Genomic DNA, 14846 nt, shown 5'->3' with positions numbered 1-14846 from the left:
CCGTGCGTGCACTGAAGATCCTGCTGGTCGAGGATTCCGCCGACGATGCCGAACTGCTTGCGCTCGATCTGGCGGACGCGGGCATCGAGGCGTCGTGGGTGCGCGTGGACCGGGAGGCGGCCCTGAAGGCTGCACTGGCCGACGGTGGCCATGACCTGGTCGTGTCCGACCTCGGCCTGCCCGGGTTCGACGGGCTCGAAGCCCTGCGTTACGTGCGTGCGTGCGCGCCAGGCGTGCCCTTCGTGTTCTGTTCGGGCGCCCCGGTCGACTCGCTGGCCGCCGAAGCCACGCTGATGGCTGGCGCCGATGCCTATATCTGCAAGGACGCCCTCGAGAAGATGCCAACCATCATCCGGACCGTGCTGCAGCACGCCAGGGCGCCCAGCACGGTCTGATCCCGTTCGGGTTCGCTGGCGTAGGATGGCTTCCGCCCGACGCCTGCCGAGGAACCGCGATGTCCTGGACCCGCCTGCACGCTCACCCCTGCCTGCACGCCCTCCTGTTGGCCTGCACGGCCGCGATGGTGTCCGGCTGCCAGCCGCCGGCCACGGCGCCCGCCGACGCGACCGCCGACACTGCGGACAAGGCCGCCGCCCGTCCCGGAGCCTATGCCCGCGAACATGTGGGTGACTACGCCGTGGTTCCGCTCGAGGCCGACCTGTCTGCATTCGATGCGCGTGGCAAGCAGATGATCGCCAAGCTCGTCCAGGCCTCGCAGGTGATGGACGACCTGTGGTGGCGCCAGTCCTGGGACGGCGAGCGCGATGCGCTGCTCGAGCGCGCCCCGGACGAGGCGACCCGGGAGCTGGTCCTCATCAACTTCGGTCCGTGGGACCGGCTCAACGAGGACACGCCCTTCATCGAAGGCATCGAACCGCGGCCGCCGGGGGGCACGTTCTACCCGGTGGACATGAGCAAGGCCGCGTTCGAGTCCGCCAAGCTCCCCGACAAGACCTCCAACTACACCCTGCTGCGCCGCAAGGACGGCCAGCTGGTCACGGTGCCTTACCACGAGGCCTACCGCGACGACCTCGAGCGCGCGGCCGCCCTGCTCCGCGAGGCCGCCGACCTGAGCGCCGACAAGAGTTTTGCCGACTACCTGAGGATGCGTGCCGACGCGCTGCTCACCGACGACTTCCGTCCCAGCGACATGGCGTGGATGGAAATGAAGACCAACCCGGTCGACATCGTGATCGGTCCGATCGAGACCTACGAGGATCAGCTGTTCGGTTACAAGGCGGCGTACGAGGGCCTGGTGCTGGTCAAGGACCAGGCCTGGAGCGAGCGGCTGGCGCGGTTTGCCGCGTTCCTGCCGGCACTGCAGCAGGGCCTGCCGGTGGACGACGCCTACAAGGCCGAGGTACCCGGTTCCGACGCGGACCTGGGTGCGTACCAGGCGGTGTACTACGGCGGCAGCGCCAACGTCGGCGGCAAGACCATCGCCATCAACCTGCCCAATGACGAAGTGGTGCAGCTGGCCAAGGGCACCCGGCGCCTGCAGCTGGAAAACGTCATGCAGGCCAAGTTCGACCGCATCCTGGTGCCGATCGCCGACTTGCTGATCGCCGAGGACCAGGTCGAGCACGTCACCTTCGATGCGTTCTTCGGCAACACCATGTTCCACGAAGTCGCGCACGGGCTCGGGATCAAGAACACCCTGGACGGCAAGGGCACCGTGGGCGATGCGCTGAAGGAGTACGCGTCGAGCTTCGAGGAAGGCAAGGCCGACATCCTGGGGCTGTACATGGTCGACGCGCTCGGCCGGCAGGGCGAGCTGGACGGCGGCGAGGCCGGCGAACCCGATGTCGCCACGGCGACCGACGACCGGCTCATGGACAGCTACGTGACCTTCCTTGCCGGCATCCTGCGCTCGGTCCGCTTCGGTGCCAGCGACGCGCACGGCAAGGCCAACATGCTGCGCTTCAATTACTTCGCCGACGCCGGTGCGTTCACACGCGACGAGGCTACCGGGCGGTACCGGGTGGACCTGGACCGGATGCGCACGGCGATGAACGAACTCAGCGCCAAACTGCTCACCGTGCAGGGTGACGGCGACTACGCCGAGGCCAAGCGCATGACCGACACCATGGGCGTGGTCAAGCCGGAACTGGAAGCCGACCTGGCCCGGCTGGACGCCGCCGGCATCCCTATCGACGTGCGCTTCGAACAAGGCCTGGAACAGCTGGGGCTGTCGCAGTACGCCGGGGAGGGCTGACCCTCCACGGGGTCGACACCGGCCCTGGGCGACGCTTCCGGGATGACGATCCGCATCGGCATCTCGGGCTGGCGCTATGCGCCGTGGCGGGGCGAGTTCTACCCGCCCCGCCTCGTGCAGCGGCGCGAGCTGGAATACGCGGCCGGCTGCTTCCCGACAATCGAGATCAACGGTTCGTTCTATTCGCTGCAGTCACCTGACAGCTACACGACGTGGCACGACGCCACGCCCGACGACTTCGTGTTCGCGGTCAAGGGACCACGCTACATCACCCACCTGAAGCGGCTGCGCGACGTCGAGCGGCCGCTGGCGAACTTCCTTGCCTCGGGGGTGCTCCGGCTCGGCGGCAAACTCGGGCCGATGCTGTGGCAACTGCCGCCCACGCTGAAGTTCGACGAGGCGCTGATCGACGCGTTCCTTTCCGCCCTGCCCCGCGACACCGACGCCGCACTGTCGCTGGCACGTCGGCGCGACGTCGCGCTGATGCGTGGGCGCAGCGCGCTGGCCATCGACCGCAACCGGCCGCTACGTCACGCGCTCGAGGTCCGCCACGACAGCTTCCTGGACCGGCGCTTCGTCCAGCTGCTACTGCGCCACCGCACGGCACTTGTGGTGGCCGACACGGCGGGCCGGTGGCCGTACCTGGAGGATGTCACCGCCGACTTCCTCTACCTGCGCCTGCATGGCGACGCCGAGCTCTACGTCAGCGGGTACTCCGACGACGCGCTGTCGCGATGGGCGGGGCGGATCCGGCACTGGTCGGGCGGCGGCGAAGCGCCTGACGCCGAGCGGGTCGGCGGCCCCGCGGCGAAGCGGGCACGGCGCGACGTCTTTTGCTACTTCGACAACGACGTGAAGGTCCACGCGCCGTTCGACGCGCAGACGCTCATGAGGATGCTCGGGCTGCCAGCCCCGTGCCCGCCACGCGGTCAATCCACCGGGGCGGGCGAAACCGCGCGGTCGTCGTGGCCGGCGGTGTAGCCGCGCCTCAGCGCAGCTCCGCCACTTCGACGCCGTCCAGTCCGGCAGACAGCGTCTTCGCGTCGCCGCCCTGGGCCAGCTTGATGCGCAGGCGCACCTCGTTCTGCGAGTCGGCGTAGCGCAGTGCATCCTCGTAGCTGATCTCGCCGGCCTGGTACAGCTCGAACAGGGCCTGGTCGAAGGTCTTCATGCCCAGCTGCACGGATTCCTTCATCACTTCCTTGAGCTTGTGGATCTCGCCGTCGCGGATGTAGTCCTGTACCAGCGGCGTGCCGAGCAGGATCTCCATCGCCACGCGGCGGCCCTTGCCGTCCGGGGTCGGGATCAGCTGCTGCGCGACCACGCCCTTGAGGTTGAGCGACAGATCCATCAGCAACTGGTTGCGCCGATCCTCGGGGAAGAAGTTGATGATGCGGTCCATCGCCTGGTTGGCGTTGTTGGCGTGCAGCGTGCACAGCACCAGGTGGCCGGTTTCAGCGAAGGCGATGGCATGGTCCATGCCCTCGCGCGTGCGCACCTCGCCGATCATGATCACGTCCGGCGCCTGGCGCAGGGTGTTCTTGAGCGCGTTGTCCCAGCTGTCGGTATCGATGCCGACCTCGCGCTGGGTGATGATGCAGCCCTCGTGCTTGTGCACGAACTCGATCGGGTCCTCGATCGTGATGATGTGGCCGGTCGAGTTCTGGTTGCGGTAGCCGATCATCGCCGCCAGCGAGGTCGACTTACCCGTGCCGGTTGCACCGACGAAGATGATGATGCCGCGCTTGGTCATCGCCAGCGTCTTGATCACCGCGGGCAGGTTGAGCTCCTCGATCGTCGGGATCCGCGTCTCGATGCGGCGCAGCACCATGCCGACCTGGTTGCGCTGGTAGAAGCACGACACGCGGAAGCGGCCGACGCCGGCCACGCCGATCGCGAAGTTGGCCTCGTGGGTCTTCTCGAACTCCTCGCGCTGCATCGGGTTCATCACGTTGAGCACGAGGTCGCGGCTCTGCTGCGGCGTCAGCGGGTTCTGCGTGATCGGCTGCAGCTTGCCGTTGACCTTCATCGACGGCGGCATGCCGGCGGTGATGAACAGGTCGGAGGCCTTCTGGTGCGCCATCAACTTCAGGAACGACGTGAAGTCGATGCTGCCGGAAGCGGGGCTGGCAGCGGTGCCTGCGGTCGGGGTATTCGGGGTCGTGCTCATCGCGGTAGTCCTCTTGCCGCCCCGGACAAACCGCAGGCGGCCTCAGTCTTGGGGCCGTCAGTCGAACAGGCGCTTGTCCTTGGCGTACTCACGGGCCTGCGGCTTGAGGATCAGGCCGCGCTTGACGAGGTCCTGCAAGTGCTGGTCCAGGGTCATCATTCCGGACTGCTGGCCGGTCTGGATCGCCGAATACATCTGCGCGACCTTGTCCTCGCGGATCAGGTTGCGGATGGCCGGGGTGCCGACCATGATTTCCCAGGCGGCGGTGCGGCCACCGCCGACCTTCTTCAGCAGCGCCTGCGAGATCACCGCGCGCAGCGACTCCGACAGCATCGAGCGCACCATCGGCTTCTCGCCGGCGGGGAACACGTCGATGATGCGGTCGACGGTCTTGGCCGCCGACGAGGTGTGCAGGGTGCCGAACACCAGGTGGCCGGTTTCCGCGGCGGTCAGCGCCAGGCGGATGGTCTCCAGGTCGCGCAACTCGCCGACCAGGATGTAGTCGGGGTCCTCGCGCAGCGCCGAACGCAGCGCCTCGTTGAAGCCGTGGGTGTCGCGGTGGACTTCGCGCTGGTTGATCAGGCACTTCTGCGAGGTGTGCACGAACTCGATCGGATCCTCGACCGAGAGGATGTGCGCGTACTCGTTCTTGTTGATGTGGTCGATCATCGCCGCCAGCGTGGTCGACTTGCCCGAGCCGGTCGGACCGGTCACCAGGATCAGGCCCTGCGGCTGGTCGATCAGTTCCTTGAAGATCCGCGGCGTGCCGAGGTCCTCCAGCGACAGGATGTCCGACGGAATCGTGCGGAACACCGCGCCGGCGCCGCGGTTCTGGTTGAACGCGTTGACGCGGAAGCGGGCCAGGCCCGGGATCTCGAAGGAGAAGTCGACCTCGAGGAACTCCTCGAAGTCGCGCCGCTGCTTGTCCGACATGATGTCGTAGACCAGCGCGTGCACCGCCTTGTGGTCCAGCGCCGGGATGTTGATGCGGCGGACGTCGCCGTCGACCCGGATCATCGGCGGCATGCCCGCCGACAGGTGCAGGTCGGATGCCTTGTTCTTGACCGAAAACGCCAACAGTTCGGCGATATCCATGCGTGCTCCCCCGCACTGCGATGATGGTGTCCACCGGCCAGCCCGCCCGGCGTCGCCGGTGGCGGTTGACTGATGCACGAAAAGCCCCTGCCCGGCAGTATAGCCCCCGAGTCGCGGCGCCAATCCAGCCTGATGTCACAGGTTTCCGGTCGCGGCGCGGTTTCCCGCCGCCACCCCCCATTCACCCCAGCACCAGAAAGGACGCCACGTGTCGACCCGATTGCTGAACGCGGTTTCCCTCCGGTTGCGGAACGCGGCCGAGGCGGCGGACCGGCCAGTGCCGCGGTTGCTGGCGGTCAGCAAGACCCAGCCGGCCGAGGCGGTCACCGCACTGGCCGCGGCCGGGCAGCGCGCGTTCGGCGAAAATTACGTGCAGGAGGCGGTGGCCAAGGCGGCGGCGCTGGGTGAAACGGCGGGAAAGCTGGAGTGGCACCTGATCGGCCACCTGCAGTCCAACAAGGCGCGGGAGGCGGCCGCGCTGTTCGACTGGGTGCAGACGGTAGACCGGCCGCGGCTGGTCGACGCCCTCGCCCGCCATCGGGACCGGGCACGCGGTCCGCTGGACGTGCTGGTGCAGGTAAACATCGACGACGAGGCCAGCAAGCATGGTTGCCGCCCCGACCAGATGGACGCGCTGGCACAGGCGATCGCGTCCCACCCCACCCTGCGCCTGCGCGGCCTGATGGTGATCCCGACCGCGCACGACGACCCCGAACTGGCCCGGCCGTCGTTCCGGCGTGCACGGGCGTTGTTCGAACGGTTGCGTGGCCAGTACCCGGCGGTCGACACCCTGTCGATGGGGATGAGCGGCGATGCCGAGGTGGCGGTGGCAGAGGGCGCAACCATGGTCCGCATCGGCACCGCCCTGTTCGGCGCGCGCCCGCCGAAGTGAGCGGGGAGGCAGCGGTCGGCACTCGCTCTTACACTGGGCGCTGATCCGTACCGAGGCGCCCCCATGGCCAACACCACCCCCGCGACCGACTTCCCCGTGGTCGCCTTCATCGGCGGCGGCAACATGGCGCGCAGCCTGATCGGCGGAATGATCGCGCGCGGCGCCGATCCCGCGCGGATCCGGGTTGCCGAGCCGGTTGACGCGTTGCGCGAGTCGCTGCAGGCCGATTTCGACGTGCACTGCTTCGCCACCGCGGCCGAGGCGGTCGAAGGCGCCGCCATCTGGTTGCTGGCGGTCAAGCCGCAGGTGATGCGTACGGTGTGCGACTCGTTGGCCCCGGTGGCGCAGTCCACGCGCCCGGTGGCGATCTCGGTCGCTGCCGGCATCACCTCCCGGCAGCTTTCGGACTGGCTCGGCGGCGATGTCGCGGTGGTTCGGGCGATGCCGAACACGCCCGCCCTGCTCGGGGTCGGCATCACCGGCCTGTTCGCCAATGCGCAGGTCGACGCCGGGCAGCGTGAGCAGTCCGGCCACCTGATCGAGGCAGTCGGCCCGGTCGTGTGGATCGACGACGAGGTGCAGATGGACGCGGTCACCGCGGTGTCGGGCAGCGGCCCGGCCTACGTGTTCCTGCTGGCCGAGGCGATGCAGGCGGCCGGCGTGCGGCAGGGGCTGCCCGAAGCGACCGCGCGCCAGCTGGCCAGCCACACGCTGCTGGGCGCTGCACGGATGCTCACCGAACTGGACGAGCCGGCCGATGCGTTGCGCCGCAAGGTCACCTCACCAGGCGGCACCACCCAGGCGGCGATCGAAACCTTTGAAGCCGGCGGCCTGCGCGAGCTGGTCGACCGGGCAGTGGCTGCCGCGGCCGAGCGTGGCCGCGAACTGTCAGCCGCCAACGACTGAGGCCATCGCATGCGCATCGCTTTGCCGTCCCCCTGCCGACTCGCACTGCCGCTCCTGCTGTTGGCCGCGTGCGATGCCGCCCCTCCGCCGTCGGCCAACCCCGCGGCCGCCCCCCAGGAAGCGATCCTGCAGTCCGGGGACACCACCGTCCGGGCGACGGTGATGCAGACCTCCGCCCTGGGCAACGCGGTCGCCGCCCAGTACGGCATCGAGCGCGGCGACGAGATCGTGATGCTGCTGGTCGGCGTGCGCCAGGGACCGCCGATGCAGGAGGTATCGGTCCCGGTGACCGTCACCGCAACGGCGACCGACCTGCGCGGCAACCGCCACTCCATACCGATGCGCGAGCTGCAGGCCGGCGACCTGGTCGACCACGTCGGGACGCTGCGGGTTGACCCGCCCGAGACGCTGTCGTTCGAGCTGGACATCCGGCGCGACGGCGCCGCGCCGATGCGGATGCAGTTCAACCGCGATATCGGCCGCTGAGCGCTACGGCGGATCCGCGAAGCGCCGGCACGCGTCGCTGCGCGGAACGTCGCCGGACGCCAGCTCGGCACGGGTTTCTTCCAGCTGCGCGCGCCATCGGCTGTCTTGCCCGCCCGTGGCCAGCGCGCGTTCCAGTGCCGCATGCGCTTCCTTGCGGCACCCCAGCTCGCCCAGCACGCTGGCGTAGTTGTTGCCCAGCACGGCGTCGTCCGCCGCGTGGTGCAGGCCCGTGCGGTAGTGCCCGGCCGCCTGGTGCAGTTTGCCGGCGGCATAGGCCTGGTTGCCCAGCGCGAGGTGCGTGCGCGGGTCATCAGGCCAGCGCTCCAGCGCCGCGCGGTATGCCGGTGCCGCATCCCCGGCGCCCGCAACCGCTTCGAAATCGGCGACGGCGGCCAGGTAGCGGGCCGGGTCGGCCTGCGCCGGCAGCTCGCCCGGCTTCAGCGCGACCAGGCCCCATCGGCCGGCCCAGTCCCACGTGCGCAGGAACTTCGACGCCGGCATCGACAATCCGCGTTCGGTACCGCTGTTGAGCAGGACCTCGTTGCGCGCCGGCGCCGCGCCGACAAGCACCGCGTAATGCCACTTGGGCACGCTGCGCACCAGCAGGTTCTGTAGCACGAGCACCGGGCGTCCGGCGTGGACCTCGGCCAGCAACCCCTCGGGGTCGCGCTCGACCTCATACGGAATCCGGCCCGCGCGGCGGGTCGCGGCCACCAGCTCCATTTGCAGGCTGCCCTCGCGCCCCGGCAGGTAGACCTGCGGCACCAGCGCCTCCGGGCTGGTCGCCACGCCGCTCGCGCCCAGCACCGTCGCCAACGCGGCCGGGCCGCACTGGTACTCGGTCTGCGGATGGAACGGCACGTCCAGCAGCACGGCCGTTGCGGGCGCATCGCCGCGCGCGAGCTGCCAGTCGGGGTTGATCGAGCACGCCGGCAACAGCAAGGCGGCGGTGAGCGCGAGGCCCACCGCCGCCCATCGCCCGGCCCGGACGTGCGTCCGAACCGCCGGCATCAGACCCGGTTGAAGATGTTGGTGACGCCGACCAGTTCCAGGATCAGCAGCACCAGGAACACCACGCCGATCACCGCAAGCGCGTCGCCGCCGGCCGGCAGGCTGTCGAGCTCACCCTGCATGCGCACCAGTTCGGCGTCGCTGAGCGATGCGATGCGCGCATCGGCATCGGCGGGGTCGACGCCCAGGCGCTGCATGGCCTGGCGCACGTCGTCACGCGCAAGTGAGCTGCGGACCTGGGTTTCCTTGGCTGCGCGCATCTCGGCCGACAGCGCCTGCTGGGTGCTGATGACCCCGGCGGTCGCGGTGGCGGGAGCAACCACCATCGACAACGTCAGCGAACCGATCAGCAGCGGGGTGACTACGAACTTGCGGAACATGGCGGGACTCCCTCGTCGTGGAATGGCGGAGGTATGCCACAGGCGGCGTGAAGGCGGCCTTGCGGGGCCTGCGCGTCGGCTCAGCCGTGCCGGATCGCCCAGTCGCGGATGATCGCGGCGATCGCACCGACGCCATCGGTGAGCGCCGCCGGGCCGGGCTGCAGGATCATCGGCGACTTGATCTCGTGGAGCTCGCCGTCGCGCACCGCGGGGATGGTGTCCCAGCCCGGACGCGCGGCGACCTTGGCCGGCTGGAACTTCTTCCCGCACCACGACCCCAGGATGATGTCCGGCGCGCGGCGCACGACCTCGCTGGCGTCCTCGAGGATGCGCTGCCGGGCAAGCGATTCGGCCGCGCGCTCGGGGAAGATGTCTTCGCCCCCGGCGATGCGCACCAGCTCGGCGACCCAGCGGATGCCGGTGATCGGCGGGTCGTCCCACTCCTCGAAATAGACTTTCGGTCGGTGCGGCAGCCGTGCGGCGGCGTCGGCAATGCCATCCAGGCCGCGCTGCAGGTGGTCGGCGTAGGCGGTGGCGCGTTCGTATGCGCCCACCAGTGCACCGAGCCGGCGGATGTAGTCGAGGATGCCGTCGACGCTGCGGTGGTTGCTGATCCACACCTCGACACCGTGGCGGATCAGCTCGGCGGCGATGTCGGCCTGGATGTCGGAAAAGCCGACCACGAAGTCCGGCTCGAGCTTGAGGATCTCGCCGATCTTCGCGCTGGTGAAGGCGCTCACCTTCGGCTTCTGCTTGCGGGCGATCGCCGGCCGTACGGTAAAGCCGCTGATGCCGACGATGCGGTCCTGCTCGCCGAGGGCGTACAGGGTTTCGGTCGGCTCCTCGGTCAGGCAGACGATGCGCCGCGGTCCGGTCACGGATACAGCATCCGCTTGGACCAGACGCCGGCCACGTCGCTTTCGTAAACCGTGCGCTCATGCAGGCGATGGCCGCGGGCGTACCAGAACTCGATCACCATCGGCCGCACCCTCAAACCCGACCACCGCGGCGGACGCGCGATGTCGCGTCCCTGGAACTCGGCCTCTACCTCGGCGATGCGCTCTTCGAAGCGCTGCCGGGTCTCCATCGTCTCGGACTGCTTGGACGCCCATGCGCCGACCTGGCTGCCGCGCGGGCGGCTGGCGAAGTAGGCGTCGGCCTCGTCGTCGGACACCAGTTCCACGGGCCCCTCGATGCGCACCTGCACCCCCTCCTGCACGCGCGGCCAGTGGAACAGCAGCGCCGCCTGGGGATTGGCCTGCAGCTCGCGCCCCTTTCGACCGTCAAGGTGGGTGTAGAAGACGAACCCGCGTGCGTCGTGCGCCTTCATCAGCACCGTGCGCGCCGACGGCCGCGCATCGAGGCCGGCGGTGGCGACCACCATGGCGGTCGGGTCGGGTTCGCCGGCGGTCCGTGCCTGGGCGAACAGTTCGTCGAAGGTCGCGAGCGCGTCGCGCAGCAGGTCGGGAGTTTCCATGCCGGCATTGTCACCGGACGGCGGCGCGGGTGCACGCCGCGCACCCGGCCTTCCGCCCGGTTACTGGACGACGAAGGTCACCTTCATGTCGACCCGCCATTCGGTGATCGTGCCGTCGTCGGAGGTCACCACCTTGACCTCCTTGACCCACGCGCCCTTGATGCCCTTGACCGACTCGGCGGCCTTGCGCAGGCCCACCTGCACGGCATCCTCCATGCTCTTGGACGACGATGCGTTGAGTTCGATCACCTTCGCGACTGCCATGGCACTCTCCTTCCATCGGTCCGGGCGCGGCTGCGACCGGTAGGGCCACGCTAGGGCGGCCGGTGTTAAGAAGTCGCTACGGGGCGGTACCGTCGCCCTACAATCGGCCGCATGAACCCCGCCGCCAACCTCATCCTGGTCGGGCCGACCGGCGCCGGCAAAAGCTGCATCGGCCGCCGCCTGGCCGAACACTTCGACCTGCGGCTGGCCGATTGCGACCGGGCGATCGAGCAGCAGACCGGCGCCAGCGTGGCGACCATCTTCGAGTGCGAGGGCGAGGCCGGGTTCCGCGAGCGGGAGTCGGCGATGCTCGCGGAGCTGCTGGCGGACGACGGCGTGCTGGTGGCGACCGGCGCCGGCGCGGTGCTCGATGTCGCGAACCGTGCATTGCTGCGACGCCGCGGCTACGTGGTGCACCTGCAGGTCACACCGGCCCGGCAACTGGAGCGCCTCGCCCGCGATCGCACCCGCCCACTGCTGCAGCGCCCTGACCGCGACGAAGTGCTGCGGTCGATGGCCGTCGTCCGCACGCCGCTGTATCGCGAGGTGGCCGACCTGGAGTTCGATACCGAAGCCCTCGAAGCGGCCGAAGCCGCCGCCCGCCTGGCGCTCGAGCTGGGCCGTCGCTGGCAGCGTGGGGCCGCCGCATGAGCGCGACACGCGTGGTCGACGTCGGTGGTGCACCGCCCTACCGGATCACGATCGGCGAAGGCCTGCTTGGCGATGGCCGGCAGTTGCTCACGCACGTGCGCGGGCGCCACGTGCTGCTGGTCACCGACACCCATGTCGCGCCGCTGCATGCGGGGTCGGTCGAGCGAGCGCTGCGCGATGCGCGCCCCGATCTCTCGGTCGCACGCCATGTCATGCCGGCCGGCGAGCACGAGAAGACCCTCGCGCGGTTCGGGGAGGTGCTCGACGCGCTGGCCGCGCTGGGCGCGACCCGCGATGCCACGGTGCTGGCGCTCGGCGGTGGGGTGGTTGGCGACCTCGCCGGGTTCGCCGCCGCGTGCTGGATGCGCGGGGTGGACGTCGTGCAGTTGCCGACCACGCTGCTGGCGATGGTCGACTCGTCGGTAGGCGGCAAGACCGCGGTCGACCTGCCGGCCGGCAAGAACCTGGCGGGCGCGTTCCATCCCCCGCGCGCGGTGCTTGCCGACACCGCCACCCTGCACACCCTGCCCGACCGCGAGCTGCGCGCGGGCCTGGCCGAAGTGGTCAAGTACGGGGCGATCTTCGATGCCGGGTTCCTCGACTGGCTCGAGGACCATGCCGCGGCGCTGCTCGCACGCGACAGCGATGCGTTGGCCCGGGCGATCGCCGAGTCCTGCCAGTACAAGGCCGAAGTTGTCGCGCGTGACCCGTACGAACGCGGCGACCGTGCCCTGCTGAACTTCGGCCACACCTTCGGCCACGCGATCGAATCCGCGCAGGGTTACGCCGGCGCGGGCGACGGGCTGAACCATGGCGAGGCCGTCGCCATCGGAATGGTGCTGGCCGCACGGCTGTCAGCCAGGCTGGGCCTTGCGCCGGCGGCCGATGCCGAGCGCCTGGCCGCCCTGCTGGAGCGACTGGGCCTTCCGACCCGGCTCCCGACCGGCCTGGCGCCGGCGGCGCTGCTGGCACGCATGCGGCTGGACAAGAAGGCCGATGCCGGCGGCATCCGGTTCGTGCTGTGGGACCGGGCCGGTGCGGCGCGCGTCGTCGCCGGGGTGCAGGACGACGCAGTGCTCGCGGTGCTTTCGGAATAGCGCCGGTGTCGACACCGCCGGGCGGGCGGGCCCGTACAATCCCGGCCCATGCGCCTGCTCCTGCAACAACGCCCCGATGGCCCCGAAGCCCCGCGCTTCGTGCAGCTGATGCTGCAGCCCGACCTGCTTGGCGGCTGGACCCTGGTGCGAGAGACCGGCCAGATCGGCGGCCGCAGCCAGGTGCGTCGTGAGCAGTTCCTCGACCACGACAGCGCGTTGCAGGCGCTGGAGCAGGCGCGCGACCAGCAACTCAAGCGCGGATTCCAGTTGATGTTCAGCCAGGGCACCGACGGTCGCCGCTGAGGCGGAACGCTGCATCCCGTCCATCGGGCCCCGGGCGCAGGCCGCTCCACGCCGCCACGGCTTACCATGCAGGCCCCATGCGCCGCGGCGGGCGCACGCAGACCGAGGACCCGTCATTGACCACCCAGCCCCGTAACGATCGATTCCTGCGCGCCCTGCGCCGCGAGCCCGTGGACTGCACGCCCGTGTGGCTGATGCGCCAGGCGGGACGCTACCTGCCGGAGTACCGCGCGACGCGCAAGGCCGCCGGCAGCTTCCTGGCGATGGCCAAGAACCCGGAACTGGCCTGCGAGGTCACCCTGCAGCCGCTGCGCCGGTTCCCGCTGGACGCGGCGATCCTGTTCTCCGACATCCTCACGGTCCCCGACGCGATGGGGCTTGGGCTGTACTTCGTCGAGGGCGAGGGCCCGAAGTTCGAGCGGCCGGTCCGCACCGCCGCCGACATCGCGCGGCTGGGCGTGCCCGACATGGGGAGCGACCTGCGCTACGTGACCGACGCGGTCTCGACCATCCGCCGCGAGCTGGACAACAGCGTGCCGCTGATCGGTTTCTCCGGCAGCCCGTGGACGCTGGCCTGCTACATGGTCGAGGGCGGCGGCAGCAAGGACTTCGCCCGGGTGAAGTCGCTCGCGCTCAACGACCCGGCGGCGATGCACCGCCTGCTGGAGGTCACCACCGATGCGGTGATCGCCTACCTCTCGGCGCAGCGCGCGGCGGGCGCGCAGGCGCTGCAGGTGTTCGATACCTGGGGCGGCGTGCTGTCGCCGGCGATGTACCGCGAGTTCTCGCTGCGCTACCTCAAGCGCATCGCGGCCGAACTCGAACGCGGCGAAGGTACCGACCGCACGCCGCTGATCCTGTTCGGCAAGGGCAACGGCCCGCACGTGGCCGACCTGGCTGCCAGCGGGACCGATGCGGTCGGCGTGGACTGGACCATCGAACTGGGCGAGGCCGCGCGCCGGGCCGGCGGCAAGGTCGCCCTGCAGGGCAACCTCGATCCGGTCACCCTGTACGCCAGCCCGGAGGCGATCCGCACCGAGGTCGGCCGCGCACTCGACAGCTACCGCGACGGCAACGGCGGGTCGCGCGAGGGCCACGTGTTCAACCTCGGCCACGGCATGTCGCCGGACATGGACCCCGCGCACGTAGCGGTGCTGGTCGAGGCCGTGCACGAACTGAGCGCGAGGTGATCCGATGATCGACCTGCACTACTGGCCGACGCCGAACGGGCACAAGGTCAAGCTGATGCTCGAGGAGACCGGCCTGGCCTACCGGGAGTTGCCGGTCGACATCGGCCGCGGCGACCAGTTCGAGCCCGCCTTCCTGGCCATCGCGCCCAACAATCGCATCCCGGCAATCGTCGACCATGCCCCCGCCGGCGGCGGCGACCCGCTGTCGATGTTCGAATCCGGCGCGATCCTGCTGTACCTGGCCGAAAAGACCGGTCGGTATCTCCCGGCCGACCTGCGCGGTCGCGCGGAGGTGCTGCAATGGCTGTTCTGGCAGATGGGCGGGCTGGGCCCGATGGCCGGGCAGAACGGCCACTTCAACATCTACGCGCCGGAAAAAGTGCCCTACGCGATCGACCGCTACGTCCGCGAAACCGCGCGGCTGTACGGCGTGCTGGACCGGCGCCTCGCCGACCGCGAATACATCGCCGGTGACTATTCCATCGCCGACATGGCCTGCCACCCGTGGATCCGGCCGTACGAATCGCATGGGCAGGACCTGGCCGCGTTCCCGAACCTGCACCGCTGGTTCGATGCCATCAACGAGCGTCCGGCAGCGCAACGCTCCTACGTCGAAGGCGACGCGTACAAGCGCGACAGGCCGATGTCGGACGAAGAGCGCCGGGTGCTGTTCGGCAGCGGGCCGACGTCGCGCTGACACCCACGGCCC

At 69.8% G+C, this 14846-nt stretch carries 18 protein-coding genes; 11 read left to right on the top strand and 7 right to left on the bottom strand.

Annotation, left to right across the window (positions count from 1 at the left end):
• Nucleotides 1-2 precede the first annotated feature (2 nt).
• From KOD61_RS03900 to KOD61_RS03890, 3 genes are read left to right on the top strand one after another with little or no spacing between them, the layout of a single operon-like run.
• Nucleotides 3-395 (top strand): response regulator transcription factor, encoded by a 393-nt coding sequence (locus tag KOD61_RS03900; RefSeq protein WP_215219748.1) that lies wholly within the window; start codon nucleotides 3-5, stop codon nucleotides 393-395.
• 59 nt (nucleotides 396-454) lie between these two features.
• Nucleotides 455-2215, top strand: coding sequence for a dipeptidyl-peptidase 3 family protein (locus KOD61_RS03895; protein ID WP_215219747.1), 1761 nt, complete (start codon nucleotides 455-457; stop codon nucleotides 2213-2215).
• Nucleotides 2216-2257: 42 nt separating this feature from the next.
• A complete protein-coding gene (locus KOD61_RS03890; protein WP_215219746.1) occupies nucleotides 2258-3196 on the top strand; it encodes a DUF72 domain-containing protein in 939 nt (312 codons plus the stop codon).
• Between the two features lie 7 nt (nucleotides 3197-3203).
• Here the strand turns inward: KOD61_RS03890 and KOD61_RS03885 are convergent, their stop codons facing one another.
• Nucleotides 3204-4385: a PilT/PilU family type 4a pilus ATPase gene (locus KOD61_RS03885; protein ID WP_215219745.1), complete on the bottom strand. Its 1182-nt coding sequence runs from the start codon at nucleotides 4383-4385 to the stop codon at nucleotides 3204-3206.
• Nucleotides 4386-4442: 57 nt separating this feature from the next.
• On the bottom strand, nucleotides 4443-5480 hold the full coding sequence (locus tag KOD61_RS03880) for a type IV pilus twitching motility protein PilT (protein WP_215219744.1): 1038 nt from the start codon (nucleotides 5478-5480) through the stop codon (nucleotides 4443-4445).
• A gap of 208 nt (nucleotides 5481-5688) precedes the next feature.
• Here KOD61_RS03880 and KOD61_RS03875 point away from each other — a divergent pair, with 208 nt between their 5' ends.
• The 3 genes from KOD61_RS03875 to KOD61_RS03865 all read left to right on the top strand — a co-directional run bounded on the left by KOD61_RS03875 (nucleotide 5689) and on the right by KOD61_RS03865 (nucleotide 7764).
• A complete protein-coding gene (locus KOD61_RS03875) occupies nucleotides 5689-6372 on the top strand; it encodes a YggS family pyridoxal phosphate-dependent enzyme (protein ID WP_215219743.1) in 684 nt (227 codons plus the stop codon).
• A gap of 63 nt (nucleotides 6373-6435) precedes the next feature.
• Nucleotides 6436-7278, top strand: coding sequence for a pyrroline-5-carboxylate reductase (gene proC / locus KOD61_RS03870; protein WP_215219742.1), 843 nt, complete (start codon nucleotides 6436-6438; stop codon nucleotides 7276-7278).
• 9 nt (nucleotides 7279-7287) lie between these two features.
• Nucleotides 7288-7764 (top strand): DUF4426 domain-containing protein, encoded by a 477-nt coding sequence (locus KOD61_RS03865; protein WP_215219741.1) that lies wholly within the window; start codon nucleotides 7288-7290, stop codon nucleotides 7762-7764.
• Nucleotides 7765-7767: 3 nt separating this feature from the next.
• Here KOD61_RS03865 and KOD61_RS03860 read toward each other — a convergent pair whose 3' ends face one another.
• The 5 genes from KOD61_RS03860 to KOD61_RS03840 form a co-directional block, all read right to left on the bottom strand.
• A complete protein-coding gene (locus KOD61_RS03860) occupies nucleotides 7768-8730 on the bottom strand; it encodes a PA2778 family cysteine peptidase (protein ID WP_215219740.1) in 963 nt (320 codons plus the stop codon).
• 44 nt (nucleotides 8731-8774) lie between these two features.
• Nucleotides 8775-9155: a PA2779 family protein gene (locus tag KOD61_RS03855; RefSeq protein WP_215219739.1), complete on the bottom strand. Its 381-nt coding sequence runs from the start codon at nucleotides 9153-9155 to the stop codon at nucleotides 8775-8777.
• An 80-nt stretch (nucleotides 9156-9235) separates the two neighbouring features.
• Nucleotides 9236-10033, bottom strand: coding sequence for a cobalamin-binding protein (locus KOD61_RS03850; protein ID WP_215219738.1), 798 nt, complete (start codon nucleotides 10031-10033; stop codon nucleotides 9236-9238).
• Nucleotides 10030-10632 carry a pyridoxamine 5'-phosphate oxidase gene (gene pdxH, locus KOD61_RS03845; RefSeq protein ID WP_215219737.1) on the bottom strand — a complete coding sequence of 201 codons (603 nt, stop codon included), beginning with the start codon at nucleotides 10630-10632 and terminating at the stop codon, nucleotides 10030-10032. The genes KOD61_RS03850 and pdxH overlap by 4 nt, the downstream gene beginning before the upstream one ends.
• A 60-nt stretch (nucleotides 10633-10692) precedes the next feature.
• On the bottom strand, nucleotides 10693-10896 hold the full coding sequence (locus KOD61_RS03840; RefSeq protein ID WP_215219736.1) for a dodecin family protein: 204 nt from the start codon (nucleotides 10894-10896) through the stop codon (nucleotides 10693-10695).
• Nucleotides 10897-11007: 111 nt separating this feature from the next.
• On the opposite strand from KOD61_RS03840, the gene KOD61_RS03835 reads away from it, so the two are divergent.
• The 5 genes from KOD61_RS03835 (at nucleotide 11008) to KOD61_RS03815 (ending at nucleotide 14834) form a co-directional block, all read left to right on the top strand.
• Nucleotides 11008-11547: a shikimate kinase gene (locus KOD61_RS03835; protein WP_215219735.1), complete on the top strand. Its 540-nt coding sequence runs from the start codon at nucleotides 11008-11010 to the stop codon at nucleotides 11545-11547.
• Nucleotides 11544-12644 carry a 3-dehydroquinate synthase gene (aroB, locus tag KOD61_RS03830; RefSeq protein ID WP_215219734.1) on the top strand — a complete coding sequence of 367 codons (1101 nt, stop codon included), beginning with the start codon at nucleotides 11544-11546 and terminating at the stop codon, nucleotides 12642-12644. Before KOD61_RS03835 ends, aroB begins: the two co-directional genes overlap by 4 nt.
• A 48-nt stretch (nucleotides 12645-12692) precedes the next feature.
• Nucleotides 12693-12947, top strand: coding sequence for a WGR domain-containing protein (locus KOD61_RS03825; RefSeq protein ID WP_215219733.1), 255 nt, complete (start codon nucleotides 12693-12695; stop codon nucleotides 12945-12947).
• 116 nt (nucleotides 12948-13063) lie between these two features.
• Nucleotides 13064-14137 (top strand): uroporphyrinogen decarboxylase, encoded by a 1074-nt coding sequence (gene hemE, locus KOD61_RS03820; protein WP_251370650.1) that lies wholly within the window; start codon nucleotides 13064-13066, stop codon nucleotides 14135-14137.
• Between the two features lie 4 nt (nucleotides 14138-14141).
• Nucleotides 14142-14834 carry a glutathione S-transferase N-terminal domain-containing protein gene (locus tag KOD61_RS03815; RefSeq protein ID WP_215219731.1) on the top strand — a complete coding sequence of 231 codons (693 nt, stop codon included), beginning with the start codon at nucleotides 14142-14144 and terminating at the stop codon, nucleotides 14832-14834.
• Nucleotides 14835-14846 lie beyond the last annotated feature (12 nt).

Source organism: Lysobacter luteus (genome assembly GCF_907164845.1).
GTDB classification, from domain to species: domain Bacteria; phylum Pseudomonadota; class Gammaproteobacteria; order Xanthomonadales; family Xanthomonadaceae; genus Novilysobacter; species Novilysobacter luteus.
This window is presented reverse-complemented; position numbering and strand designations above follow the sequence as displayed.

Coding starts and splice junctions, on each gene's coding strand:
- KOD61_RS03835 (WP_215219735.1), top strand. CDS start 11,008: ATGAACCCCGCCGCCAACCTCATCCTGGTCGGGCCGACCGGCGCCGGC.
- KOD61_RS03880 (WP_215219744.1), bottom strand. CDS start 5,480: ATGGATATCGCCGAACTGTTGGCGTTTTCGGTCAAGAACAAGGCATCC.
- KOD61_RS03895 (WP_215219747.1), top strand. CDS start 455: ATGTCCTGGACCCGCCTGCACGCTCACCCCTGCCTGCACGCCCTCCTG.
- KOD61_RS03890 (WP_215219746.1), top strand. CDS start 2,258: ATGACGATCCGCATCGGCATCTCGGGCTGGCGCTATGCGCCGTGGCGG.
- KOD61_RS03815 (WP_215219731.1), top strand. CDS start 14,142: ATGATCGACCTGCACTACTGGCCGACGCCGAACGGGCACAAGGTCAAG.
- proC (WP_215219742.1), top strand. CDS start 6,436: ATGGCCAACACCACCCCCGCGACCGACTTCCCCGTGGTCGCCTTCATC.
- KOD61_RS03825 (WP_215219733.1), top strand. CDS start 12,693: ATGCGCCTGCTCCTGCAACAACGCCCCGATGGCCCCGAAGCCCCGCGC.
- KOD61_RS03865 (WP_215219741.1), top strand. CDS start 7,288: ATGCGCATCGCTTTGCCGTCCCCCTGCCGACTCGCACTGCCGCTCCTG.
- KOD61_RS03855 (WP_215219739.1), bottom strand. CDS start 9,155: ATGTTCCGCAAGTTCGTAGTCACCCCGCTGCTGATCGGTTCGCTGACG.
- aroB (WP_215219734.1), top strand. CDS start 11,544: ATGAGCGCGACACGCGTGGTCGACGTCGGTGGTGCACCGCCCTACCGG.
- KOD61_RS03885 (WP_215219745.1), bottom strand. CDS start 4,385: ATGAGCACGACCCCGAATACCCCGACCGCAGGCACCGCTGCCAGCCCC.
- KOD61_RS03840 (WP_215219736.1), bottom strand. CDS start 10,896: ATGGCAGTCGCGAAGGTGATCGAACTCAACGCATCGTCGTCCAAGAGC.
- pdxH (WP_215219737.1), bottom strand. CDS start 10,632: ATGGAAACTCCCGACCTGCTGCGCGACGCGCTCGCGACCTTCGACGAA.